The sequence below is a fragment of the Paraburkholderia caffeinilytica genome (assembly GCF_003368325.1).
GTDB classification, from domain to species: Bacteria; Pseudomonadota; Gammaproteobacteria; order Burkholderiales; family Burkholderiaceae; genus Paraburkholderia; species Paraburkholderia caffeinilytica.
In genome coordinates this window covers 2,986,984-3,010,220 of sequence record NZ_CP031466.1, presented here as the reverse complement: position 1 = coordinate 3,010,220, position 23,237 = coordinate 2,986,984, and the positions used below count along the sequence as shown (strand labels likewise).

Below are 23,237 nucleotides of genomic sequence, written 5' to 3'. Positions count from 1 at the left end.
TTTTCCTGCTTGCGCCGTCATGAACATTGAAGTGTTCAACAACTGAGAGACGGGAGATTGAGATGACGCAAGCGAAGGAAAGCAAGGACGATAAGGACGAAGTGCAGGGCATGCGTCGCGGATTGCTGCAGGGTGCGGGCCTGTCCGCGGCACTGGCGCTGATGGGCGGCATGATCACGCCGGCCCAGGCGGCGGAAGCCGGGCCGTTCCCGGCGCACAAGCGCTGGAAGATCGTGTTCGTCAACCACGTCACAACGAATCCGTTCTTCGTGCCCACGCAATACGGCATTCAGGATGCCACCGCGTTGCTGGGCATGGACTATCAATGGACCGGCTCGGCCAATGCCGACATCGGCGAAATGGTGAATGCCGTTAACGCTGCGATTGCCGGGAAAGCTGACGCGATCGCCGTACCGATCGTCGACCCCAAGGCGTTCGACAAGCCGATCCAGGCCGCGCTCGACGCCGGCATTCCCGTGTTCGCCTATAACGCCGATGCGCCCTCGGGCTCGACGAATCCGCGCCTTGCCTATATCGGCCAGGATCTTTATCTGTCCGGCTACCAGATGGGCGAGCGAATCGTGAGCCTCATCGACAGCGGGCTCGTTGCGCTCTTTATCGCGACGCCGGGCCAACTCAACATTCAGCCCCGGCTTGACGGCGCGGCGGCTGCGATCAAGAAGTCGGGCAAGAAGATCGACGTGCAGACCATCGCCACCGGCGCGACCGTCAACGAAGAACTATCGAAGATCAAATCCTTCTTTCTCGGCCATCAGGATCTCAAAGGCATGTTTGCCGTGGACGCGGGCAGTACCCAGGGCGTCGCCGAGGTGATGAAGGAGTCCAATCTGCCCTCCAAAGGTGTCCACGGCGGCGGCTTTGATCTGTTGCCGCGCACGGTCGATCTGATCCACGAAGGTTTCCTGGACTTCACGATCGACCAGCAGCCTTACGTGCAAGGTTTCTATACGGTGCTGGAGGCCTTCATCTTTCTTTCATCCGGTGGCCTCGTTGGGCCGGCCAATATCAACACGGGTCTGAAATTCGTCACCAAGGGCAGCGTCGAACCCTACCTGAACACTTCGACGCGCTATGAGGGCAAAAGCACGAAAGCCCAGATCGTGCCACGCACGGGCGCGATCAAAGGGTGACCTCCGCCGTGCCGGACGCTCAACAACCCGCTCGACGTCCGAGGCGCTGGTCAAGCGCGCTCGGGCGTTCCAGCGAGATTCGCATTCTTGCCGTCGCACTCATCCTTTGCATCTACTTCGAGACAGTCAACCATGACTTCCTGCTGACGGGCGCGAGTCTTCAGAATCTCTCGCAGTTCATCGCCCCGGTGGCGATCATTGCCTTTGGTGAAATCATGCTGATGATCGGCGGGGAGATCGATCTTTCCGCCGGGATGGTTTTTGCGTTTGCGCCTTTCATCATGCATTTTTCTCTCGAGGCAGGCTTGCCCGCATGGTTGGCGATGTTGACCGGCGTCATCGCGGCAGGGCTCGTCGGGCTCATTAACGGCGCCGTGACGGTGTATCTGCGCATTCCATCCTTCGTGACGACGCTCGGTACTTTGTTCTTCGTGAACGGTCTCACGCTGACGATCTCACGGGGCACGCCGGTTTCACCGCCCGAGGATTCCGCATTCGCGGCGTTCATGGGAGGATGGGGATACAGCGAGATCATCTGGACGCTGACTATTGCGGCCGTCATGCACGTGCTGCTTCGTCATACGCGCTGGGGTTTGCATACGATCGCCTCGGGCGCGAATCAGTTGGGCGCGAGCGAGGCCGGGATACAGGTCAGGCGGCTGAAGCTCGGCAACTTTATTCTTGCCGCGCTGTTAGCCGGCTTTACCGGGATTCTGGAGGGTTTTCGTATCACGTCGATCGATCCGCAAGCGGGCGGCAACCAGATCATGTTTCTCGCCGTTGCTGCTGCCGTGATTGGCGGCACGCCGCTCGCCGGTGGATCGGGCACGATCATCGGTGGGCTGATCGGTGCGGCGGTGCTTGGCATTCTGAACGACGGCTTCACGCTGATCGGCATCAACGCCTTCACCTTCAACATGATTCTCGGCGCGGCGATTCTCGGGGCCATGATCTTCAATATCCACGTGGTTCGTCTCGCGCGCAAAGGGGAGTTGTGATGGCCGAGGTGCTGGAGGCGCTGCGCGGCGAAGATATTGTCAAGCGATTCGGCGCGGTCACCGCACTCGACGGCGTGACGCTGACGCTAAGACAGGGTGAGATTCTTGGCGTGCTTGGCGATAATGGCGCGGGCAAATCGACATTGATCAAGATTCTGACCGGGTTTCATCAGCAGACCAGCGGCAAGCTTTTTGTAGGTGGCGAGGAAACCCTGCTTCGTTCGGTCGATCACGCCCGCTCACTCGGCATTGAATGCGTCTACCAGGATCTGGCGCTTGCCAATTCGCTGAGCATTTATCACAACATGTTCCTGAATCGGGAAATCATCCGTCGAGGGCCGTTTCGCCTGTTGAACAATCGCGCCATGCGTGAGCGCGCCGCGGAGTGTCTTGAAGAAATCGGCGTGCACGTACCGTCGGTCGACCTGCCGGTCGAACAGCTCTCCGGTGGACAGCGGCAGGCCATCGCGGTCGCTCGCGCGGTCAACTCGAATGCCAGGATATTGTTGCTTGACGAGCCGCTCGCCGCGATGGGCGCCCGCGAGGCCGGACTGATCATCGACCTGATTCTTCGACTCAAGAATAAAGGCGGTTTGTCCATCGTCATGATCATGCACAACTATGCCCAGACGCTCGACATCGCGGATCGTGTGATGCTGATGCAACGCGGGCGTGTCACTTACCAGCGAGAGGCAGCCAGCACGTCGGTCGAGGAGCTGATGGATATCGTGCGACGTGAATATCGGGCAATGCGGGCAACGACGAACTGACACCGGACGGCTACGTGTGTGAGCATTCGAGTTGGACGTGACCCACCCGCGCTTTCAACATTGGCCTCATGAGATACGTTGCCGACCGGTACGCCGCATGCTATGCGTACTTATCGCCGACCGTGCTGCGGATTGGATAAGTGTCGTACACAATTATCATGCGCTCGACCAGACCGCTGGCGTCGAACTCGAACACATCGACGCACTCGAAGCTCACGGCCGAACCGTCTTTCAGCACCCAATCGTAGATGAAGTAACCCGTCGCACGTCGAGCTCCCGTTGTGCTCACGCAGATGTCGATAGGCCTGATCGTGCTCTCTCCCGATGCTTCGCTGACTTTGGCAAAGAACGGCGCAGCTTGCACCCAGCCGAGAAACGGCGAGAAAATCTGTGCATTCGGTGCAAACAGCGCGCAGATCGCGGCGACGTCGCCGCGTTCCAGCTCTTTGAGGTAGGTGCGAACCTGCTGCGTGTAGAGTAATTCCGGCGACGACACCACAGTAACCTCCGACAATTCGTTTATGATGCGGCCCGGTCAAACGAGCACGCCCCTGGTTGAAACACGATAGCAACGCGCCGATGAGCGAACAATCGAAAAATCCGCAAGCCGGGTATGCAACCGGAACATACCCGCTGGGAGATCTGACGCGCCCACTGCCTTCGCTAGCCGGGTTTCAGGCGTTCGTCGCTGCGGCGTCTCTCGGCAGCGTGAGTAAGGCCGCAGATCATCTATGCCGCACGCAGGGAGCAGTCAGTCGGCAGATTCAGCAGCTGGAAGCGCACTATCAATGTGCGCTGTTCGTGCGCCACGCGTCGGGGCTGGCATTGACGGCGGAAGGCGACACGCTGCTGGCGGTGGCGGTCCACGTGCTGACGCAACTCGTTCAGCATGCCGACATCCAGCATGGCGCGACGTCGGTGATTACGCTGCGATTGCCGTCCACGTTTGCGATTCGCTGGTTGCTCCCGCGGCTGGCGGAAATCAATAATGCGCTGGGCGAAACTGAACTGCGGATCTCGACATCCGCTGACGATGTGCCGGATTTCACCAAGTCGGACGTCGATGCGATCGTCGTGCGTGGCACCGGACAGTGGGCGGGCGTGGAAGCCGTGCCGCTGTTTGCCGAGACGCTCACGCCAATGTGCACACCCGCATTGGCTGCGACTCTCAGATCGGTCGCTGATCTCGCGGACGCGACGCTGCTGCATCCCGGACCAGGGCACGCGGAATGGTGTTGTTGGGTCGATGGTGTTGGGGCGGCTCAAATCAACGCCCGGCAAGGGCTTGTATTCGACACGCTCGAATTGACGCTCACGGCCGCAGCGGAGGGTCATGGAGTTGCAATCGGCGATCCACGCATGGCGCAGGAAAGACTCAATGCAGGTTCCCTGGTGACGCCGTTTCGCGAGGTGGTGCGCAACGGTGCGTCGTACTTTCTGGTATATCCGTCTCAACGTGCGGCCCAGCCGAAAATTCGTGCCTTGGCCGACCTTCTCGTGCGGCTGGCGCAGCCATGAATCGACGAAACGGGTGCGCCCGGCTGCTGCATTCGGTCAGTGCAATCGAAATCGGCTGCTCAGGCAGTCGAAGGTATTGTTTGCTCACTTGACACCGGGCCCGCTGATGGGTGTCAGCGATCGACGTACCTGTGTCGTTGTGAGTGCCGAAGGACAACCCCTTAGTCCTCACTGTCTTTGGGCAGGTCCACGAAAACCTTATTGGTGCCGGCCGCGTACAGGCGCTTGCCTTTGTGTGGATAGTCGCAAACATCCTGCTCCAGTCTCTGACCGGCGACGATAAGGACGAGTGGGAGGTGACCCGTGTTCGACAATGTATGTGCAGCGCCTCCGCGTGCAAAACCCATGAAGTCGCCTGGTCCCACTTCGTGTACGTGATTGTCAATCAGCGCCTCGCCATTGCCTGAGAGGATGTAGATACATTCCTCTTCGTAGAGGTGGCGATGATATTCGGTGGAGTCGTGCCCGGGTTGGAGCGTTACGAGATGAAAGCCGAACTGGGTGAGTCCGGTCATTTCGCTTAGCGATTTTTTAAAGCGAACCGCTCGTTCATTCAATGGATGGACGGAGCGCCGAGGCTCCATTGCGTCAATTTCGGTTGCCTTCAACAGCTCGCGTGCTTGGTTGGACACTGTTCGCCTCGTCTCTAACGGATATAGCCTGTGGTGAAGGTTCGCTTGGATTGTCAGCGATCCTTTCATCAATGTCGAATGACCATTGCTTAACTGATCTGGCGGTAGCGCATAAAAGATGACGACAAGGCCATCGTGGGCTGCTGGTTCACCGATTTCTGGGGCGAGACCTGCAACTCGATATCGTCGACGCACGTGATGCGATGCCAACATGACACCGATGTAATGTGAGCGTCAGCGTGCATCCATCTTCGCTGTACAGAATAAGGAGCACTCACTCCCGTTTCCACGAGGTGATGAGATTGGAAGCTTCGGTCACAGTGACCCGAAGCTAACCCAGCCTAAGCTCAAAAGGAGTTTCATCATGAAGACCCTTATCCATGCAGCGTTGATTGCCGGCATATTCGCCACCCCAGTTGCCTCTTTCGCGCAGGACGCTACGGCTCCGTTGACGCGGGCCGAAGTGCGCGCGGACCTGATCCGAGTAGAACAGGCCGGGTACCGGCCGGCCGCCAAAGATGTGTACTACCCGAAGAATATTCAGGCAGCGGAGGCGCGTGTTCAAGCGCAGAATGACGCGGCGCAGGGGAGCACGGGTGTAGGCGGAGCGCCGGATGGTTCGTCGCAGGCGGGTGCGCCGACGGCAACCGTAAATACTCACTCGATCTACTTCGGTCACTGAAGCTCGCGAGCCTCACAAGCCATCGTTGGTTACTTGCTTCGGCCTATTCACGGGCGCTCTTCAAGCGAGTGGCGCCTCGTGGTCGCCGACAGAACGCTGCGGGCCATGACGGCTGTTGTCGCGGCTGAAGTAGGGCAAAGCAAACAGGTAGAGCCCCGAGAACAACAGGAGGGCCAGCGGCAGCAGCGGCGCGTAGGTGATCCAGGGCGGCGGGACGCCGTTGCCCCGGGCCATGGCGACAAAGTTGGCGATGACCGTCAGCGTGAAGACAATAGCCACCCACCGGTGAGACCGACGAATCCAGGTGCTGGCGCTCATGTCGTGCTCCGCGGGGCCTGGATCATCTTCCAGCCGTTGCCGGCGGGGTCGCGGAATCCGGCGTCGACGCTGCCGAAGCGGTCTACCGGCTCCTGGGTGAATTCCACGCCCAGGGCTTTCAGCTTCTCGTAGCTGGCGCGACAGTCGGCCACGGAGAGGACCAGGGGCGGCATGGCTCCCTTGGCGACCATGGCGCGCAGGGTTTGCGCGGTGGCCTCGTCGTGGACGGGCGGGCCAGGTTTGAACAGGCCGAGCTGGAACGAAGGCTGATCCGGATGCTGGACCGTGAGCCAGCGGTAGGGACCGTTGCTGACGTCCGTGTGGACACGGAATCCGAGTTTGTCGACGTAGAACGTGAGCGCGTCGTCCTGGTTGTCGACGTATAAGCCCACCACATTAATACCCTGGTTCATGGCACCTCCCTGGTTGATGGTCAGACTGTATCTTTGACCACGCGGCGGCGCTTCTCCAAAACTGCGATGTTGAGGTCGGGGCGCTGCGCGGCCTTCAGGACGCAGGCGGGCACGCGGTCGAGTTGCGGCAGGTTGGCCTGGGCCTCGAGGCGCAGGGCGCCGGGGCTTTGGCCGGTGATGTCGCGGAAGATGCGGCCGAAGGTACCCAGGCTTTCCCAGCCGGTGGCGAAGGCAATTTCCGTGACGCTGAGTTCGGTGTCGCGCAACAGGGTGGTGGCCTGCTCGATGCGCCGTGTCAGCAGGTAGCGGTGTGGCGGGAGGCCGAAGGCGCGCTTGAAGGAGCGCGCGAAATGGGCTTCGGAGACGCCGCTGACCTCGGCGAGGCGCTTGACCGGCCAGGCCTCGTGCGAGGCGGCGTCCATGCGGTCCTTCGCGCGTAGCAGGCGGCGCAGCAGGGCCGGGTCCTCCAATGCGTCGGCGCCGACCGGCGCGGCCATCGTCTTGCATGGGACCGGAGCAAGCGCTGAAGCGCTAACTCCGGTCGACCGCGACGGGCTGCATGGGACCGGAGTAAGCGCTAAAGCGCTAACTCCGGTCGACCGCGGCGGGCCGCATGGGACCGGAGTAAGCGCTAAAGCGCTAACTCCGGTCGACAAAGCAGGCGAGGCGAGCGGCTGGGCGTTATGGTCTTCGCGAGGAGGCATGAGTTCCTGGGGAGCCGACGGTATCCGGGTAGTTTAGGCTCAACACGGGTACCCGCAAAGCGGCACACTGGCGCTCGCCGACGCCGGCAACGCCTGTTCCGGCGTATCGAGTCTCACACCTTGGACAACATCCATTCCCGGAAACGCTTCAACCCTGGTTGTGTCTCGATGCGTCCCGGGAAATAGCAGAGGTAGTGTCCATGATCGACGTCGATGGGAGCCGTCAGCGGCTCGACGAGCGTGCCGGCGGCGAGGTTGTCGCGCACGAGAAAGGCCGGGATGAGCGCCAGTCCCAGACCTGCCTGAGCGGCCTGGATCAGCACGGAGTATTGCTCGAAACGCGGACCCGCGAGCACTTGCATGTCGCGTACGTCGTAGAAATCGGCCCATTGACTCCATACCTGTTCAGCCTGGCTGTGCAACAGCCGAGGCACGCGCGCGGCATCCTGCAACCGTCGTAATGCATACCTTTGCTGACATTCCGGCGCGCAGACAAGCAGAAACGTGCGCCCGTCGATGTAATCGCATTGGACTCCCTCCCAACTTCCATCGCCATAGCGGATAGCCGCGTCCAGATCCAGCGGAAACGGATCGCCGTGCGCCAGGTGCCGGGTGAAGCTGATCGTGAGTCCCGGGGTGCTCGACAGAAATTCCGGCAGCCGGGGAATCAGCCATTTGGTCGTGAATGTCGGCACGCTCGCGATCGTCAGCACGTCGCTCTGCCCGGCGGCGCTCATGAGTTCGAGCGACGCGTTGCCCAGGTCGCGCAACGGGCTGGCCACGCGCGCGAGGTAGAGGCTGCCCGCCCGCGTGAGCACGAGATTGCGGCCGTCCCGAATGAAAAGCTGCACCCCGAATGAATTTTCCAGACTGGCGATCTGCCGGCTGATCGCGCTGGGCGTCAGTCCCAGTTCACGCGCCGCCCGGGAGAAGTTCAGGTGCTTGGCGGAGCTTGTGAAGGCGAGTAATTCGCTGACGTTCGGGTAGAGGTGTTTCATCGGGTTGGCGTCGAAGTATTCCGGATGCGCACAGCGCAATGCGCGTTTTGTACGTTTTTTTCATGACGACGCCATGTCGTGTCCGCACACTTGCAAGCAAATCGAAACCTTCCGTCAAGTCCAGTCGAGACGCGCGGGTTTCAGTCCGTTTCACGAGGAAAGCTTGCATGCAAACGCCTGCCGCACCGGTCATCCAGCCCCATGTTCCCGCTCGTCACAGCAGCGGACGCTTTGCGTCGATCCGGCGCGTCGCGCTTCATACCGTGGTGGTGCTCTTTGCGATCTACATGCTGCTGCCGATCGCTTTGCTGCTGGTCGGCGCGTTCGGTGAAACGTGGACCAACACATTGCTGCCGACCGGCGTCACCGGACACTGGTTCGCGGACCTTGCCGCCAACACGAGTTTCCGGCGCGCTTTCGGCGTGAGCCTGATGGTCGCGCTGGCCTGTTGCTGCGCGGCTGCGGTGATCGGTTTGCCGCTCGCATATGCGCTGCACTATCGCTCGCTCTCCGGCCGCGGCATGACGGCGCGGCTGGTCGCGTTGCTGCCGGTGGGGGTGCCCGCGCTCACGCTGGGTTTCGGTTACATCGCTGTTTTCAGCGGCGACACGCTGCCATGGCTCGGATCGTTGCCGTTGCTGATTGCCGCCCATACGGTGCTGACCTTGCCGTACCTCACGCAAACGCTGCTGAGCGACTTGCGCCACCTCGACATCGCACGCCTCGAAGCCTGCGCGGCGACGCTTGGCGCCACGCCGCTACGGCAGTTCTTCACGATCGTCTTGCCCAACCTTCGGCAGAGCCTGTTCTCGGGGCTCGTCATGGTGGCCGCATTGTCGATCGGCGAATTCCAGGTGTCCAATCTGATTGCCGGCTTTCGCTACCGGAACTATCCGGTGGTGCTGCTGCAGGCGTTTTACGGCGCGACCGGCATGGCGTGCGCCGCCACCGTGGTGCTGCTGTGCCTCGCGGTGATCGCGACCCTGGTATCGATCAACACTGTTCAACGACTGAAGTGAAACGATGAGCCTCCATTTCGACAACGTGAGCTTTACCTATCCCGGCGCGCAACACGGCATCGAAGCCGTCACGCTGTCGGTCACGCCGGGCGAGCTGCTCGCCGTGATGGGCCGAAGCGGTTCCGGCAAGTCGACGATCCTGCGGCTCACCGCGGGCCTGCTGGACGGCTATCGAGGACGGATTGCGATCGACGGGCGCGACGTGGCGGGCGTGCCGGTGTGGCGCCGCGAGGTCGGCATGGTGTTCCAGCAATACGCGCTTTTCCCGCATCTGAACGTGCTGGACAACGTGGCCTACGGGCTGCGAATGCGCGGCATCGACGCCGCGAAACGCCGGGCTCGCGCGCTCGAGATGCTCGAACGGGTCGGTCTTGCCGAACACGCCGGGCGGCGCACGACCTTGCTGTCGGGCGGGCAGCAGCAGCGCGTCGCGCTGGCTCGTGCGCTGGCCTTCGAACCGAAGGTGCTGCTGCTCGACGAACCGCTTGCGGCGCTAGACGCAGGCATCCGCCAGCAGCTGCGCGACGAGATTCGCACGCTGCAACGCGCATGCGGCGCCACCACCCTGCTGGTCACGCACGATCAGGACGAAGCGTTGAGCCTTGCGGACCGCGTCGCCGTGGTCGACGGCGGGCGTGTCTTGCAGGTGGATACGCCCGAGCGTCTCTATGACCAGCCGGTATCGACCCAGGTCGCGCGCTTCGTCGGGCATTCGAGCGTGATGCCGGGACGCGTGATCGCGAACGGCACGGTCGACGTTTCCTTTGCGCTGCTGGCCGCCGACACCCGTGCTTTCCGTCCTGGCGACCAGGTCGAGGTCCTGCTTCGTCCCGAGCACGTGCAGCCCGATCCGCCGGCGAGCGCGGTCAACCGGCTCGCCGGCCGCCGCGCCGAGGTGCGCTACTTCGGGGCGACGTGCCGCTACGACTTCGTTCCGGAGGCCACCCAGAAACCGCTTCTGTGCGAAGGGCGCCGTCTTGCCGAACACGCCATTGCCATCGACCCCGAACATTTGCGCGTGCTGCCCGCGCAAACCAGTCAGTTTCGCTAATTCATCCCTGTTTGACGGAGAACCAGAATGCTTGCAGGACTTAGTCTTTTGTCGCGAGTCCGCCGTGTCGCCGGAGTCGTTTGTGCATTGTCGATACTGACTGCCGCATCTGGCGCTCATGCCGCGCCAGACGCACCGCTTTACCCCGGAGAAGACGCGTTGTACGCGAAGGCGGCGGACGAGGGGCTTGTCGTGTCGTTCGACACCGGTCCCGAATGGGCCAACTGGAAGGCGCTGTTCGCCGAGTTCAGAAAGCGCTATCCGAAAGTCGAGATCACGTACAACGACATCGGCTCGGCTGCGACCGTGGTGGCGCTGGACAAGTCGCGGCGGCGTCCGCAGGCCGACACCGCGTACTATTTTGCCGCGTCCGCGCTGGACGCCGTCAACAAGGACGTGGTGGCGCCGTTCAAGCCGCTCAATTTCGACAAGCTGCCGCCGGTGTTTCGCGAGCGCGACGGCCGCTGGTTCACGGTTCATTCGCTGAACATTGCCTTGCTGGTCAACCGCAAGCTCGTCAAGGACGTTCCGCACGGCTGGGCTGATCTGCTCAAGCCTGAGTACCGGAACTCGGTGGTCTATCTGGACCCGCGTTCGACCGGACAGGGGCAGGTCGCGGTCTTCGCCGCGGCCTATGCGTTCGGCGGCAGCGTCGACAATCCGAAACCGGGCGCGGAGTTTTTCGGCAAGTTGCGCGAAGCGGGCAACGTGATGCGCGTCGAAGGCACCACCCCGTACGCGAAGTTCGTCAAGGGTGAGATTCCGATCCTGATCGGCTACGAAAACGACGGCCTCAAAGCGAAGTACGCCGACGGCATGGGCGACGCCGTCGAGGTGGTGATCCCGAAGGAAGCGACGGTTTCCGCGCCGTATGCCATCAGTCTCGTGAAGGACGGCCCGAATCCGAACGCGGCGCGTCTCTGGTTGAACCTGGTCATGAGCGACGTCGGCCAGGCGCTGTTCGCGCAAGGCTACGTGCGTCCCGCGGTGCCGGACGTGCAGCTCTCGGCGGACATTCGCGCGAAGATGCCCGACGTGCCGCAGATGCATCCGCTCGACGTGGTCAAGGCCGCGGCGAAGAAGGCGGAAGTCGACCAGTTGTGGGCGCAGGCCGCGCTCGCGAAATAAGGGGCGGCGATGGGAATTTCCTCGATGAACGAAGGACTCGCGCGCCGTTTCGGCGCGGCTCCGGCGGGCCTGCTCCTCGCCGTGTTCTTTGTGTTGCCGCTCGGCGCACTGCTGGTCTCGGCGGCCGAGGGGAACGGCGCGGCCTTCGTGCGCCTGGCTCACGATCCGCTGGTGGTCAGCGCGCTCGGTCACTCGCTCGCGCTGGCGCTTGCCGCCGGCACCGTGTCGCTGGCGGTGGGGCTGCCGCTGGCGATGGTGCTGGCCGGACAACCGCCGCAGCGGCGCGGCTGGTTGCTCGCGCTGCTCGGTGTGCCGTTGGCGTTTTCGGGTCTGGTGATTGCGTACGGGTTCATTCTCGCCTTCGGCCGCGCCGGTTTCGTGACGAGCCTCTTCGCTCGCCTCGGCGCCGACCCGGCCACGGTCGGGGCGCTGATCTATACGACGGCGGGTCTGGTCGCGGCCTACGCGTACTACCTGATTCCACGCGTGGCGCTGATGCTTTATCCGGCGATCGCCAACCTGGACCGCCGTCCGATCGAAGCCGCGCTGACGCTGGGCGCTTCGCCGCTGCGGGCGCTCTTCGATGTGGCGTTGCGGGAACTGTGGCCGTCGATCGCCGCGGCCTGGTGCCTCGTCACGTCGATTGCACTGGGAACCTACGGTACCGCGCTCGCGCTCGCCGGGACGCAGATCAATATCCTGCCGCTACTGATGTACCTGAAACTTTCAGACGGACAGACGGATTTTCCGCAGGCAGCCGCGCTTTCGCTGGTGTTGATGGCGGTCTGCACGTGCGTTCTGGCACTAGGAGAATGCCTTGCACGGCAACGACGACACTGAATGGTCCAACGCCGCGTATCTGGCGCTGCAGAAACTGGCGGTCCACCAGGCGGGGCCACTGCGGCATGCGATGCCGGTCGGCCTGATCGGTCCAAGAGAAGCCACACCGGAACAACTGCAGGCGGCGAGAAACCTGGCCTACGCATTGGCCGGCACCGGCATGACGATTCTCTGCGGCGGCAAAGGCGGGGTGATGGAGGCGGCCGCGCTCGGCGCGACACGCGCGGGCGGCATCGTGATCGGCCTGCTGCCCGAGGACGATGCGAACGAGGCCAACCCGTTTCTTACCGTGGCGCTGCCAACCGGACTGGGTATCACGCGAAATGCGTTGATCGCGCGGGCTTCGCTCTGTCTCGTCGCGATAGGAGGCGGGCTGGGCACGCTCTCGGAGATGGCGCTTGGCCTGCAGTGGAACAAGCCGGTCTTCACCCTGTTGGGCGCACCGTCGGTACTGGGGGCCGAGGTGTTCGACGATGTCGATACGCTCGTTGCCCGCGTGGCGAACTGGCTTGTCACCGCGAGGCAGACACAGACAGCGAAGGACTGAAACGGAATACGGGTGCGAGCGACCGGCTCGCGCCCGTGGCAATGCTGTAGCAGGTATTCGGATTAGTTGGTCACTTCTCTCTAAAAAATAGGCATCCTTATCATGTTTAAAAAAACCACCGCGACCTTGCTCGCATTGAGCAGCCTGTCGATTACCGCGCACGCCCAGAGCAGCGTGACCCTCTACGGGATTGTCGACGCAGGCCTTGGCTATACGAGCGGCCAACGCGTCCTGCAGACCAAGGGTGCGTCGGGCAAGCCGGCCGTCTACAGCAATGCATCGAACTATGCATTTGCGAGCGGCACGTGGTCCGGCGACCGCTGGGGGCTGAAGGGCAACGAAGACCTGGGTGACGGCCTGTCGGCGGTGTTCCAGCTGGAGAACGGTTTTAACATCGGCACGGGGCAGCTCGGCCAGGGCGGCCGCGAGTTCGGCCGTCAGGCCTGGATGGGGTTGTCGAGCACGAAGCTCGGCAAGCTCACGCTGGGCCGCCAGTACGATCCGATCGTCGACTTCGTCGGCAGCATCAGCGCGGGGACCTTCCTGACGGGCATGGGCGCGCACCCCGGCGATCTGGATAACATCGACAATCAGTCGCGCGAGAACAACTCGATCAAGTACACGAGCCCGGTATTTTCGGGGCTTCAGTTCGGCGCGCTGTACGGCTTCGGCGGTCAGGCGGGCAGCGTCAAGAACCAGAGCACGTGGAGCGTGGGCGGCCAATACACCCGTGGTCCGTTCGCCATCGGTGCGGCCTACATGCAAGCGACCAACGCCTACGGGGCCAATGGCGGCGCCTGGACCAGCGCGTATGACGGCACGTTCGCTTCGTCGATCAATGAGGGCTTTGCGTCGGCAAGGAGCCAGCAGATTATTGCGGCGGCAAGCACGTACCAGATCGGCTCGGTGACGCTCGGCGTGTCGTACAGCAACACGCAATACCAGGCCGGCAGCTTCTCGTTGTTCTCCGGCAAGGAGACGTTCAACTCGGCGGGCGCGACAGTGTCCTGGCAGGCGACGCCGGCGCTGCGCGTCGCCGCAGGTTACGACTACACGCAGGGCAGTTCCATCAAAGGCGCGTCGGCTCCGAAGTACAACCAGTTCAACCTTGCGTCGTATTACTTCCTGTCCAGGCGCACGGCACTTTACGGACTGGTCGGTTACCAGAGGGCGAGCGGCAAAACGCTCGATGCGTTCGGCAATACGGTCGACGCGACGGCCTCGGTCGGCGACGTGGGGAACGGAATTTCGTCGGCGACCAATGTGCAAACACTCGTTCGAGTGGGTATCCGCCAGACGTTCTAGGTGGCAGGCGGCGCACGTCGCCGCCTGACTTCCCTCCGCCACGCAAATCGAATATCCGGCACGCATATCAAGGCGAGTCGCGGCGTTGCCGCGACTCTATGTGCGGGCAGCCGCACACCAGGATTTGCACTCGCTGCAATTCCCCCGCCTCTCCGCTATAAATTCTAGTAGGCGAAGGTCGCGCATTGTCGTACCGGTGCATTCGATGCGTTCGCGTATCGATCGGCCCATTGACCACGCGCCTGGCCCTGGCATGACGATCTCCATGGAGGTGCACTGTGTTTGCACCGACTCTTGCGCGCACCTTGCTGCACGCTGCCCTGACAACGGCGTTTCTGTCCGGCTATCTGTGTCTGCATCCGACTGCGAATGCCGCGGCAGTCGCTCCGCCGCCTGTGAAGGAGAAGCGGGTTCCACCGGCCGGCGCTTCGGCATCGATTGACTTTCCGACCATCGTGGAGCGATACGGGCCTGCTGTCGTGAATATCAGCGCGACAGCCGCCGAGCAGTCGTCGTCGGCACCCGCTCCCGCGGTAATCGATTCCGACGATCCCCTTCTTGCCTTCGTTAAGCATGTGACGCCGAAATCACAGGCGTCTCAAGACGGGGCGGCACGCGCCATCACGGGTACGGGCTCGGGTTTTATCGTCAGTCCGGACGGCATCATTCTGACCACCGCTCACGTGGTGGATCAGGCCGAAGAAGTAACGGTCCGACTCACCGATCGACGCGAGTTCAAGGCAAAGGTCCTGGCGGTCGACACCCAGAGCGACGTGGCGGTGCTTCAGATCGATGCCACGAAGCTGCCGACGGTCAAGCTTGGCGATTCGTCGCGGGTGCGCATCGGTGAATCGGTGCTGGCGATCGGCTCGCCCGACAGCTTTGCGAATACCGTTGCCGCCGGCATTGTCAGCGCCACGTCCCGCACGCTCCAGGACGGGAGCAGTTTCCCCTTTTTCCAAACCGATATCGTCGCCAACACGGACAATTCGGGCGGCCCGCTGTTCAACCGTGCCGGCGAGGTAGTCGGCATCGACGTACAGATTTACGCGGACGCGGACAGGTCCCCCAGCCTGACCCTCGCCATCCCGATCAACATGGCGGCCAAGGTGCGATCGCAGCTGCAAGCTGCGCCAGCGACCTCGCCGGGCGGTCTTGGCGTGGACGTACAGGACGTCGGCCCCGGTCTGGCCGTGGCCTTTGGCTTGCCGCGACCGGCAGGTGCGCTGGTCAATTCCGTCGCGCCCGGCACAACGGCCGCCGCGAGCGGCCTGAAGCCAGGCGACGTGATCGTCCGGATCGGCGACAAGCCGATTGATCGCGCCGCCGAACTTGGCGAGAATGCGGCGGCTTTGCCGCCCGGGACGAAAACCACACTCAAGCTAATCCGCAATCGAAGGCCGATGACACTCACAGTGATGGTCGGCGCGTCCGCGGAAAGCCCCAAAGCTCGACCCGCCGAAGGCGGCCCAGGGGATCGCCTGGGTTTGCGCATGCATCCGCTGAATGAGGAGGAGCGGCGCGCGAGCGACCTGGCCGTTGGCCTGATGGTGGACGGTGTCGACGGGCCGGCGGCAAGCGCCGGCATCCAGCCAGGCGATATCGTTTTGTCGCTCAATGACACACTCGTCGAAACGCAGGCGGACGTGACCGCGCTGGAAGCCAAGGCAGGGAAGCAGGTGGCCGTGCTGATCCAGCGCAACCACGCGCGCAGTTTTGTCTCGGTCGCGGTTAGATGACGAGACTTCGGATGTGCACAGCCTAGGGTGCGGCTAGCGCGCAGAACAGGCACGGCGACAATGCCGATGGTTGGCCGTCGCCGGTCATGCTAGGATTTCCCGCAAACAACTCCGGAGACTGCTATGCCGTTCATCTGCGAAAACGTTGAATGTCGCGCCGTGCTGGCCCGCGGGCAGGTTAGATCCATTCACGAGGACGCCGGGTGGTGTTTCTACTGCCCAGACTGCAAAACGAGGAATGCGCTCACCGATATCGGCGAGCCGGGCGGTCCTGTCGAGTTGACTCAGCCGGAGAGAGCCGATCTTCCGCACAAAGTGATAGCAACCGCTCGCCCCCTGGAGGACGGCAGGTACGCGGCGCAATTGCGCGTACAACGGGCACTCGGTGTGAAGGGAACATACGCGGTCGAAGAACATTGGGAACAGCTCGGCGTATTCCCGGACGCGCACGAGGCTGTCGCGCATGCGAAGTCCGTCGCCGCAGATTTGCTGGACCGAAAAGCGTAGTCCTGAGAACAACGCAGGATTCAGCCGCGCGCACGGCGCGCGGCTGCTGACGGCCGGCCTGCGGCCGTATAACCGCTCGACGCGGCAACCGGCCGCGGGTCGGTGCCGGTGCCGCTGCCGAGACAGTCGACATCACTCACGAAGTTTCCGCGGGAGCGAGCTTCACGAATAGCCTGGCGGCTTCGTTGCCGTGGGACAAAGCGCGCAATGCAAGGGAGAGCGCTAGCTGTGCGTCGTGGGCGACAGCGCTGCGGTCCTGATCGAAGAGCTTCACCGCGTGGCGCATATGCTGCGCCGCCTGATCGTGAAGCTCAGCCGCCATCGCGTGATGTTTTGCCGCGTTTGTGTTGTCAGCGCCGGCGCCGGTCGACGCAGGTGTAACCGGCGGCGTGTTGGCGCTGTGCGCGCCGGCGTCGTGTGCCTGATCGATCGCTTGCAAGGTGTGGCCATGCGCCATCATTGCCTGGTGTGCGGCGTGGGCATAGTCTTTCCCCGACTCGAAATGCCGCGACGCACCGCGGTGATATCGCGCGGCCTGCTCGTGATGTGACGCCGCGGCTTCAAGATGTTCTTTTTTGTTGTGCTTCGTGCTCATACCGGCTCCTGTAAGTCCATAAGACCAACGCCGATGACGACCGATTCGAAGACCAGTGGCGGGTCGGAAACCACTGGATTCGAATTTACACGCACTCGCGCTCCCGGTGACGTTTTCGTCGCGCGGAATATTTCGACGGCCGACCGCGTTCAGCCACATCTCGCCAGGTGAGCGTCAAACACGAATGACCACGCCAAAGGCGGCAGAAGCCATTCGCCGTCTATCCGGGTTCATCAGAACGAGAACGTGGTATTGAGCATCACCAGCCGCGCCTCGCCGACCGCAATGATCAGATTGCTGTTGCTCGACGGGTAGTACGTCTTGTCGAAGACGTTCTTCACGTTGAGTTGCACGCGCGTCGGAATCCTGCCTATCTTCGTTTCGTAGGCGGCGAACAGATCGGCGACGACGTAGCCCGGCAGCGTGAAGCTGTTTGCCGTATCGCCGGGCCGCTTTCCGACCAGCCGCGCACCGCCGCCGAAACGCCATTGCCCCGGCAGATAGGGCAGCATCGTGTCGTACACGGCGAACACGCTGCCGGTATGGCGCGCCGCATTCGCGAGACGCGTGCCGTCTTCGCGGTCGATGGCATCCGTGTAGGCATAACTCGCAATCATGCTGATATGCCGTGTCAGCTGACCGGCGACATCGAGTTCGATCCCGCGTGAACGCGCGCTGCCGATCGTCGACGTCGTATCGCCGACGGTGACCGCGACATTTTGCTTGTCGATCTGATAGATCGCGAGCGTGCCTGTAATGCCGGGTTTTGCTTCGAACTTCAACCCGGCCTCGTAGACCCGGCCGCGCTCGGGCGCGAGGGGCTCGCTGACCTCCGTGGCGACGTTCGGCACGAACGACTTGCTGAAATTCGCATAGGCGGACAACGCGGGGGTGAGCCTGTACACCAGCCCGAACTGCGGCAGCCACACTTGTCCGTGCGAGTGATCGGCGACGACGAAGGGGCGCCCGACGCCGGACAGTTGCTGCCAGTTTTCCCAGCGCACGCCGGCGGAGGCGATCAGGCGGTCGGTCAGGTGGACCGTGTCCTGCGTAATCAGCGAGTACGTATGGACTTTCGACAGGCTGTCGCTTTGCGACGCGCTCGGCGTGCCGCCCGCCGCGAGCTTCCCGTAGACCGGGTCGTACAGGTCGAACCCGGACACGGCCTTGCCGCGGATCGTATCGCCGCGGAAGGAGCGCTGGCGTTCGTATTCGCCGCCCACATAGACTTCGTGGCGCATGCCCGCGAGGTTCAGATCGCCGAGCGCGCCGACCGTGGCGATCTCATCGGAATCGTTGCGGCCAAGGTTCGCATCCGATGTGCGGCTCATGATGCCTGTCTTGCTGTTGAACGCGGTCGCACGAGTCAGATATTGATTGTAGCGGTCGCGGCTCCAGCCGTAGGTGGCCCGCATGCGCCACTGATCGGAGAACCGGTGCTCGATCTTGGCCCGGAGCGTTTCCTGCTCGCCGGAACTCTGCGCCCATGCTTCTTCGTAACGGGTGTAGCGCAACGCGTCGTTCAGATGGCCGTTCACGAGGACTGTCCCACGGTCGAAGGGCGTTGTGTAGTCGACGTACTGGTAGCTCAGATCGACCGAGGTGTTGGCGTCGTGCCACGACAGTGACGGCGCGATTAGCGCGTCGCGCTGCCTTCCGAAGCTGCGCCAGTAACGCGCCGTGTTGTATTCGCCGGTCAGCCGGAAGGCCAGCGTTCCTCCGGCCACCTGACCCGGTTGCCCGATCGGGCCGGTGAGGTCGAAGCTGGTTCCGCTGCCGCGGTGGCTGGTGTAGGTCGCCGAGACCGAGCCGTGTAGTTCGTCCTCCGGTTTGCGCGTGATCAGGTTGATCACGCCACCCGGCTCCTGAATTCCGTACAGCAGCGAAGCCGGCCCCTTCAATACTTCGACACGATCGATCGTTGCCAGATAGTTGTGCAGGATCGGCGAACGGATGCCGTCGACCAGGATCGAGCCGTCGTTGTTCGAGCCGAAGCCGCGCTTGATGAATGCATCGCGTGTTCCGCCGAGCGTGTTGGTCTGAGTGATGCCGCTGACGTTGCCGAGGACATCGTCGAGGCTCTGCGCCTGCTGATCCTGCATCACGCTCGAACTGACTACCGCGACGGACTGTGGAATCTCGCTGATTTTCCGCTCGCCGCCGCCGGATATTTCGCTGGTGAGCGGGCGATAACCCACCGTCGGTTCGACGGTCGGCGCGGCGCGCACGGAAACCGCCGGCAACTCTTTCTCTGTGGCCGACGAATCGCTGCTGATGTCGGCCGAGGCACCGACGGCGGAATGCGTCGACGCTGCGTACATCAGGAAGGCCAGGTGCAGGCCGAAGCCGAAACGGCGGTGACGCCCCGGGAGCGCGGAAGTTCGCAGAAAACGCATGTGTCAGGAGACCGCTTGCCGACCCCTGCGAGAGCGCAGAAAGGTGGTTGTAGCGGTAAACGAAGGGTTATGAAAGAGATCGGCATGTTAATGTAAATGGGAATCGTTATCAATAACGATCAAAAAATAAGACGCTGTGCTCGCATTGCCGTTCAGATCGAATTGTCGACCGATGGCTAGGAGGCTCAGTCGAGACGCTCGCTACGTGATGGGTCTACCTTGAGAGCACACGTTTCGTCTGTGCACGTGGGGCCGGTTTCCAGGCTGGGCACAAGATGAACCCCACTGTCCGCCTGAAGGCAACCGCACGCCGGCGCTGTCCGGCCCCCACACCGGCACCAGCGCCGCCCGCCGCTCAGTAGCGATGGCTCACGCGGCCGCCACGGCCCCTTTTTGCCCCCGAAGCAGATGCCTGCCGATGCTTGCTGTCAGGATCAGCGCCGCGACTTCGCACGCGGCGGCGGTCCAGCCCAGGTTGTCCACCGAGGTGAAACTCAAGATCAGGGACCCGAGCGCGGCGCCGAGCGAAAAGCCGAGATACATGAACGAAGCGTTCAGCGACAGGGCAATGGGCGTGCCTCGCAACCCGGCGAGGTGGATCAGCCCTGCTTGCTGCGCGGGGTAGAAGGACCAGTGCGCAACGCCCCAGCCCACTACACCGATCAGGATGGGGACCAGCGCCAACGTCGTCGGCAACCAGTGCGCGCTTGCCGACATGAGCGAGAACGCCAGGATCGACACGCTCAGGCAGGGAATGATCACGCGGCTTGGACCGAGGCGGTCCACTGCCTTGCCGCCGATGAACACGCCAATGGCTGCCGCGACGCCCCAGGTGAACAGCACATAGCCGATTTGTGCGCCATGCAACGGCGTGGTCCTGGCAACGAACAGCGCGAGGTACGTATAGATCGTGTAGGCGCCCATGGCCCAAAGCGTGGTGACGAGCAAGGTCATCAGGATGACTGGCTGGCGCGCGACATGGATACGCTCGCGCAGTGTGGCAACCGGCAATCCCGCGCCGATGTTGCGTGGCAGGCCGAGCAGCAAGCCTGCCGTGGCCGCGGCGGACAGGGCGGCGACGCCTGCAAAGGTCATGCGCCAGCCGAGCCGGTCCCCGACCAGCGCGCCCAACGGCACGCCGAAGGCAACCGCGATCGTGATGCCGCCGTTGACGATGGCGAGCGCCGTACCGCGCCGTTCGGGACCGGCGATGGCGCCGGCCAGCGCGTTGGCGCCGGGCACATACAGACCTGCCGCCGCCGCGAGCAGGATACGGGCCGCCATCAATTCCCAATAGTTCTGCGCGGCCCAGGCAATGATGTTCGCCGCCGTGAAGGCGGAGAGCGACAGGATCATCAGCGTGCGTCGATGGAACGCGCCAGTCAGGGCCGTCAGGATTGGCGAGCTGAGTGCGTAGGCTAAGGCAAACACCGTGACTAGCTGTCCCGTGGCAACAATGCTGGTACGCAGATCCCTGGCAATGTCGGGCAGCAGGCCGGCAATCATGAAGCTCTCGGTGCCGACGGCGAATGTCCCCAGTGCGAGCCAGTAGAGCGGTGCGAGAGAAGAAGGTTGGGTGGTGGCGTTCATCGTGTGCTCCGCTTACGCTGCGACCGTCTCGTTGCTATAGAACGGATAGTCGGTATAGCCGACATCGGTGCCGCCGAAGAAAGTGGGGCGGTCGTACGGATTCAGCGGCAACTCAAGGCGCAGACGTTCGGGCAGATCCGGGTTGGCGATGAAGTCGCGGCCGAATGCGACCAGATCGGCGTCGCCTGCCTGGAGGACGGCTTCGGCGGTATCGGCCTTGAACCCGCCGGCGGCGATGATGATGCCCTTGTAGTGCTTGCGGATCAGTTGCGCGGCGACCGGGTTCGGATCCTTGCTGTCGTCGTCGACGTTGCCCTGCACACGCGGCTCGATCAGGTGCAGGTAGGCCAGGTTCAGTTTGGCGAGTTCCGCCGCCACGTATGCGAAGAGACCTTCGGGATTGCTATCGGACATATCGCCAAAACTGCCGCTCGGACCGAGGCGCACGGCCACGCGGTCGCTGCCCCAGACCGAGATGACAGCCTGGGTGGCTTCCATCAGCAAGCGGGCACGGTTTTCGAACGAACCGCCATAGATGTCGGTGCGTTTGTTGCTGCCGTCCTGCAGAAATTGATCGAACAGGTAGCCGTTGGCGGCGTGCAATTCGACGCCGTCGAAGCCGGCCTTCTTGCCGCGAATTGCGGCCGTCCGGAAGCTTTCGACCAGATCGGCGATCTCGGGGATGGTCAGCGCGCGGCTCGGCGTGTTCGGAGTCCAGCCCGCTTCGGTGTAAGCGACGCCGCCATGCGGCACGGCGGACGGCGCCACCGGCTGGACGCCGCCCGGCTGCAGCTGCCTGTTGGACTGGCGCCCAGCGTGATACAGCTGCAGGAAGATGCGGCCGCCTTTGGCGTGCACGGCGTTCGTCACCTGCTTCCAGCCCGCAATCTGGCTATCGTCGTAGAGGCCGGGTGCACCGAGGTAGCCGTTGCCGTTGGGTGCGGCGATGGTGGCTTCGCCGATCAGGAAGCCGCCCTCCGACGTGCGCTGGGCATAGTACTCGGCCATCAACGAACCGGGTTTGGCACCTTCTTCGGCGCGCATGCGGGTGAGCGGCGCCAGCACCACGCGGTGGGCGAATTCGTAAGGACCGACTTTGATTGCGGAATGAAGTCTGGACATGATTTCCTCGAGATTGAGCGGCTGGTGACGTTCGATCAACAGCGGGCTTTCAGCCTTGAGGAGGAGTGTATGGACGGACCTGCGTAAGAAAAATAGGCTAAGGTTCCGAATATCCAGGACAATTTAGTCCGCAATCGAGTCGTTCGCCGCCGGGTGAGATGCGGCTGGGTGTCGAACGCTGCACGGGTTGCGGGGCAGGTGCCTGTTGATATTTGAATCATCTTGGGACACGGCAATGGACAGCCTCAGCGGGATGTCGATGTTTGTTCAGGTGGCGGAAACCCGCAGCTTTACCGAGGCGGGACGTCTGCTCGGCGTATCGTCGTCAGCGGTCGGCAAAAGCATTGCGCGCACCGAGGAACGGCTGGGCGTGCGGCTTTTTCACCGCAGCACGCGCAGCATCACGCTGACGGCCGAAGGGGCGTTGTTCCTGGAACGATGCCGGCGCATCCTCGGCGAAGTCGAAGCGGCGGAGGCCGAGTTGTCCGATGCCGCCGGAAGTCCGCGCGGCAGGCTGCGAATCAGCACGCCGCAACTGTCCGGGCTGATCATGCCGGCGCTCGACGGCTTCATGACGCAGTACCCGGACATCGAACTCGATGTCGATCTCTCCGACCGCATGGTGGATGTCATCGAAGAAGGCTTCGATGCGGTCATCCGCACCGGCGAGCAGCACGATTCGAGGCTGGTATCGCGGCGCCTCGGTTCCTGCGGCCAGGTGCTGGTCGCTTCGCCCGGTTATCTCAAACGGCACGGCGTACCCAGGCATCCGTCGGAACTCGTTAAGCATGCCTGCCTACTGCATAAATTTCCCGCCAGCGGCAAGCTGGAGCGCTGGCCGTTTCAGCTCGCTGCGTCGGAGGCGGAACCGGAGTTGCCGCAGACCTTTGTCAGCAACACGATTGAAGTGTTGGGCTTTCTGGCGCTTCAGGACAAGGGTCTTGCTTTTCTGCCGACCTTCCTCGTGCGGGATGCATTGGCGAGCGGTGCGTTGCAGATCGTGCTCGGCGATTTCATCGACCAGACCGTCACCTTCTGGGTCTTGTGGCCGTCAAGCCGTTACGCGTCGCCGAAGCTGCGTGTCTTCATCGACTACGTCAGCCGGAATCTGCAAATCTAGACCGGCTCGGGCGTGTTGGCCTTGCTCCGTCAGGCGCATCCGGCATTGGAGATGCTGTGAGTTCTTGACCTGCCTTTAGGCGTCAGGCTGTTGC

24 protein-coding genes are annotated in these 23,237 nt (G+C 62.8%); 14 read left to right on the top strand and 10 right to left on the bottom strand.

What is annotated here, in order from left to right; all coding sequences use genetic code 11:
- Window positions 1–62 precede the first annotated feature (62 nt).
- Genes DSC91_RS13295 through DSC91_RS13285 form a run of 3 tightly spaced genes read left to right on the top strand, consistent with a single transcriptional unit; the run spans window position 63 to window position 2,919 of the window.
- Window positions 63–1,151, top strand: coding sequence for a sugar ABC transporter substrate-binding protein (locus DSC91_RS13295; RefSeq protein ID WP_115778852.1), 1,089 nt, complete (start codon window positions 63–65; stop codon window positions 1,149–1,151).
- Between the two features lie 8 nt (window positions 1,152–1,159).
- Entirely contained in the window at window positions 1,160–2,149 is a 990-nt protein-coding gene (locus DSC91_RS13290; RefSeq protein ID WP_229758208.1) for an ABC transporter permease, read from the top strand.
- On the top strand, window positions 2,149–2,919 hold the full coding sequence (locus DSC91_RS13285) for an ATP-binding cassette domain-containing protein (RefSeq protein ID WP_115778848.1): 771 nt from the start codon (window positions 2,149–2,151) through the stop codon (window positions 2,917–2,919). The genes DSC91_RS13290 and DSC91_RS13285 overlap by 1 nt, the downstream gene beginning before the upstream one ends.
- 100 nt (window positions 2,920–3,019) lie before the next feature.
- On the opposite strand, the gene DSC91_RS13280 is transcribed toward DSC91_RS13285, so the two are convergent.
- Window positions 3,020–3,418: a nuclear transport factor 2 family protein gene (locus tag DSC91_RS13280; RefSeq protein WP_115778846.1), complete on the bottom strand. Its 399-nt coding sequence runs from the start codon at window positions 3,416–3,418 to the stop codon at window positions 3,020–3,022.
- An 80-nt stretch (window positions 3,419–3,498) separates the two neighbouring features.
- Here DSC91_RS13280 and DSC91_RS13275 point away from each other — a divergent pair, with 80 nt between their 5' ends.
- Window positions 3,499–4,437, top strand: coding sequence for a LysR substrate-binding domain-containing protein (locus tag DSC91_RS13275; protein WP_115779832.1), 939 nt, complete (start codon window positions 3,499–3,501; stop codon window positions 4,435–4,437).
- A gap of 161 nt (window positions 4,438–4,598) precedes the next feature.
- Here the strand turns inward: DSC91_RS13275 and DSC91_RS13270 are convergent, their stop codons facing one another.
- The gene (locus tag DSC91_RS13270; protein WP_229758222.1) at window positions 4,599–5,021 is read right to left on the bottom strand and encodes a cupin domain-containing protein; all 423 of its coding nucleotides are present in this window, start codon (window positions 5,019–5,021) and stop codon (window positions 4,599–4,601) included.
- Between the two features lie 409 nt (window positions 5,022–5,430).
- Between DSC91_RS13270 and DSC91_RS13260 the strand changes: the two genes are divergently transcribed.
- The gene (locus DSC91_RS13260; protein ID WP_373291850.1) at window positions 5,431–5,751 is read left to right on the top strand and encodes a DUF4148 domain-containing protein; all 321 of its coding nucleotides are present in this window, start codon (window positions 5,431–5,433) and stop codon (window positions 5,749–5,751) included.
- Between the two features lie 60 nt (window positions 5,752–5,811).
- Here DSC91_RS13260 and DSC91_RS13255 read toward each other — a convergent pair whose 3' ends face one another.
- The 4 genes from DSC91_RS13255 to DSC91_RS13240 all read right to left on the bottom strand — a co-directional run bounded on the left by DSC91_RS13255 (window position 5,812) and on the right by DSC91_RS13240 (window position 8,184).
- The gene (locus tag DSC91_RS13255) at window positions 5,812–6,069 is read right to left on the bottom strand and encodes a hypothetical protein (protein ID WP_115778840.1); all 258 of its coding nucleotides are present in this window, start codon (window positions 6,067–6,069) and stop codon (window positions 5,812–5,814) included.
- Window positions 6,066–6,482 carry a VOC family protein gene (locus DSC91_RS13250; RefSeq protein ID WP_115778838.1) on the bottom strand — a complete coding sequence of 139 codons (417 nt, stop codon included), beginning with the start codon at window positions 6,480–6,482 and terminating at the stop codon, window positions 6,066–6,068. The genes DSC91_RS13255 and DSC91_RS13250 overlap by 4 nt, the downstream gene beginning before the upstream one ends.
- Before the next feature lie 20 nt (window positions 6,483–6,502).
- Entirely contained in the window at window positions 6,503–6,979 is a 477-nt protein-coding gene (locus tag DSC91_RS13245) for a helix-turn-helix transcriptional regulator (protein WP_115778836.1), read from the bottom strand.
- A 320-nt stretch (window positions 6,980–7,299) separates the two neighbouring features.
- Complete coding sequence (locus tag DSC91_RS13240) at window positions 7,300–8,184, bottom strand: LysR substrate-binding domain-containing protein (protein ID WP_115779831.1); 885 nt, start codon at window positions 8,182–8,184, stop codon at window positions 7,300–7,302.
- A 287-nt stretch (window positions 8,185–8,471) separates the two neighbouring features.
- On the opposite strand from DSC91_RS13240, the gene DSC91_RS13235 reads away from it, so the two are divergent.
- From DSC91_RS13235 to DSC91_RS13200, 8 genes are all read left to right on the top strand, one after another.
- The gene (locus DSC91_RS13235) at window positions 8,472–9,203 is read left to right on the top strand and encodes an ABC transporter permease (RefSeq protein WP_229758221.1); all 732 of its coding nucleotides are present in this window, start codon (window positions 8,472–8,474) and stop codon (window positions 9,201–9,203) included.
- A gap of 4 nt (window positions 9,204–9,207) precedes the next feature.
- Window positions 9,208–10,254, top strand: coding sequence for an ABC transporter ATP-binding protein (locus tag DSC91_RS13230; protein WP_115778832.1), 1,047 nt, complete (start codon window positions 9,208–9,210; stop codon window positions 10,252–10,254).
- 27 nt (window positions 10,255–10,281) lie between these two features.
- Entirely contained in the window at window positions 10,282–11,382 is a 1,101-nt protein-coding gene (locus tag DSC91_RS13225; protein WP_115778830.1) for an extracellular solute-binding protein, read from the top strand.
- Window positions 11,383–11,391: 9 nt separating this feature from the next.
- Window positions 11,392–12,222, top strand: coding sequence for an ABC transporter permease (locus tag DSC91_RS13220; protein ID WP_162831388.1), 831 nt, complete (start codon window positions 11,392–11,394; stop codon window positions 12,220–12,222).
- Window positions 12,223–12,292: 70 nt separating this feature from the next.
- The gene (locus DSC91_RS13215; protein ID WP_115779830.1) at window positions 12,293–12,769 is read left to right on the top strand and encodes a TIGR00725 family protein; all 477 of its coding nucleotides are present in this window, start codon (window positions 12,293–12,295) and stop codon (window positions 12,767–12,769) included.
- Between the two features lie 102 nt (window positions 12,770–12,871).
- A complete protein-coding gene (locus tag DSC91_RS13210) occupies window positions 12,872–14,074 on the top strand; it encodes a porin (protein WP_115778826.1) in 1,203 nt (400 codons plus the stop codon).
- 278 nt (window positions 14,075–14,352) lie between these two features.
- Window positions 14,353–15,813: a trypsin-like peptidase domain-containing protein gene (locus DSC91_RS13205; RefSeq protein ID WP_115778824.1), complete on the top strand. Its 1,461-nt coding sequence runs from the start codon at window positions 14,353–14,355 to the stop codon at window positions 15,811–15,813.
- A 123-nt stretch (window positions 15,814–15,936) separates the two neighbouring features.
- Window positions 15,937–16,320, top strand: a complete 384-nt coding sequence (locus tag DSC91_RS13200) for a hypothetical protein (RefSeq protein WP_115778822.1) — start codon at window positions 15,937–15,939, stop codon at window positions 16,318–16,320.
- Window positions 16,321–16,456: 136 nt separating this feature from the next.
- On the opposite strand, the gene DSC91_RS37455 is transcribed toward DSC91_RS13200, so the two are convergent.
- From DSC91_RS37455 to DSC91_RS13180, 4 genes are all read right to left on the bottom strand, one after another.
- Window positions 16,457–16,915 carry a hypothetical protein gene (locus DSC91_RS37455; protein ID WP_162831387.1) on the bottom strand — a complete coding sequence of 153 codons (459 nt, stop codon included), beginning with the start codon at window positions 16,913–16,915 and terminating at the stop codon, window positions 16,457–16,459.
- Between the two features lie 233 nt (window positions 16,916–17,148).
- Window positions 17,149–19,311: a TonB-dependent siderophore receptor gene (locus tag DSC91_RS13190; RefSeq protein ID WP_115778818.1), complete on the bottom strand. Its 2,163-nt coding sequence runs from the start codon at window positions 19,309–19,311 to the stop codon at window positions 17,149–17,151.
- A gap of 369 nt (window positions 19,312–19,680) precedes the next feature.
- Complete coding sequence (locus tag DSC91_RS13185; protein ID WP_115778816.1) at window positions 19,681–20,901, bottom strand: MFS transporter; 1,221 nt, start codon at window positions 20,899–20,901, stop codon at window positions 19,681–19,683.
- Window positions 20,902–20,913: 12 nt separating this feature from the next.
- Window positions 20,914–22,023, bottom strand: coding sequence for an alkene reductase (locus DSC91_RS13180; protein WP_115779829.1), 1,110 nt, complete (start codon window positions 22,021–22,023; stop codon window positions 20,914–20,916).
- A gap of 235 nt (window positions 22,024–22,258) precedes the next feature.
- On the opposite strand from DSC91_RS13180, the gene DSC91_RS13175 reads away from it, so the two are divergent.
- Window positions 22,259–23,143, top strand: coding sequence for a LysR family transcriptional regulator (locus DSC91_RS13175; RefSeq protein ID WP_115778814.1), 885 nt, complete (start codon window positions 22,259–22,261; stop codon window positions 23,141–23,143).
- Window positions 23,144–23,237 lie beyond the last annotated feature (94 nt).

Excerpts from the sequence above, each read along its gene's own strand:
- DSC91_RS13295 (WP_115778852.1), top strand. The coding sequence starts at position 63 with ATGACGCAAGCGAAGGAAAGCAAGGACGATAAGGACGAAGTGCAGGGC.
- DSC91_RS13285 (WP_115778848.1), top strand. The coding sequence starts at position 2,149 with ATGGCCGAGGTGCTGGAGGCGCTGCGCGGCGAAGATATTGTCAAGCGA.
- DSC91_RS13275 (WP_115779832.1), top strand. The coding sequence starts at position 3,499 with ATGAGCGAACAATCGAAAAATCCGCAAGCCGGGTATGCAACCGGAACA.
- DSC91_RS13270 (WP_229758222.1), bottom strand. The coding sequence starts at position 5,021 with ATGGAGCCTCGGCGCTCCGTCCATCCATTGAATGAACGAGCGGTTCGC.
- DSC91_RS13255 (WP_115778840.1), bottom strand. The coding sequence starts at position 6,069 with ATGAGCGCCAGCACCTGGATTCGTCGGTCTCACCGGTGGGTGGCTATT.
- DSC91_RS13250 (WP_115778838.1), bottom strand. The coding sequence starts at position 6,482 with ATGAACCAGGGTATTAATGTGGTGGGCTTATACGTCGACAACCAGGAC.
- DSC91_RS13245 (WP_115778836.1), bottom strand. The coding sequence starts at position 6,979 with ATGGCCGCGCCGGTCGGCGCCGACGCATTGGAGGACCCGGCCCTGCTG.
- DSC91_RS13240 (WP_115779831.1), bottom strand. The coding sequence starts at position 8,184 with ATGAAACACCTCTACCCGAACGTCAGCGAATTACTCGCCTTCACAAGC.
- DSC91_RS13235 (WP_229758221.1), top strand. The coding sequence starts at position 8,472 with ATGCTGCTGCCGATCGCTTTGCTGCTGGTCGGCGCGTTCGGTGAAACG.
- DSC91_RS13230 (WP_115778832.1), top strand. The coding sequence starts at position 9,208 with ATGAGCCTCCATTTCGACAACGTGAGCTTTACCTATCCCGGCGCGCAA.
- DSC91_RS13225 (WP_115778830.1), top strand. The coding sequence starts at position 10,282 with ATGCTTGCAGGACTTAGTCTTTTGTCGCGAGTCCGCCGTGTCGCCGGA.
- DSC91_RS13220 (WP_162831388.1), top strand. The coding sequence starts at position 11,392 with ATGGGAATTTCCTCGATGAACGAAGGACTCGCGCGCCGTTTCGGCGCG.
- DSC91_RS13215 (WP_115779830.1), top strand. The coding sequence starts at position 12,293 with ATGCCGGTCGGCCTGATCGGTCCAAGAGAAGCCACACCGGAACAACTG.
- DSC91_RS13210 (WP_115778826.1), top strand. The coding sequence starts at position 12,872 with ATGTTTAAAAAAACCACCGCGACCTTGCTCGCATTGAGCAGCCTGTCG.
- DSC91_RS13200 (WP_115778822.1), top strand. The coding sequence starts at position 15,937 with ATGCCGTTCATCTGCGAAAACGTTGAATGTCGCGCCGTGCTGGCCCGC.
- DSC91_RS37455 (WP_162831387.1), bottom strand. The coding sequence starts at position 16,915 with ATGAGCACGAAGCACAACAAAAAAGAACATCTTGAAGCCGCGGCGTCA.
- DSC91_RS13190 (WP_115778818.1), bottom strand. The coding sequence starts at position 19,311 with ATGCGTTTTCTGCGAACTTCCGCGCTCCCGGGGCGTCACCGCCGTTTC.
- DSC91_RS13185 (WP_115778816.1), bottom strand. The coding sequence starts at position 20,901 with ATGAACGCCACCACCCAACCTTCTTCTCTCGCACCGCTCTACTGGCTC.
- DSC91_RS13180 (WP_115779829.1), bottom strand. The coding sequence starts at position 22,023 with ATGTCCAGACTTCATTCCGCAATCAAAGTCGGTCCTTACGAATTCGCC.
- DSC91_RS13175 (WP_115778814.1), top strand. The coding sequence starts at position 22,259 with ATGGACAGCCTCAGCGGGATGTCGATGTTTGTTCAGGTGGCGGAAACC.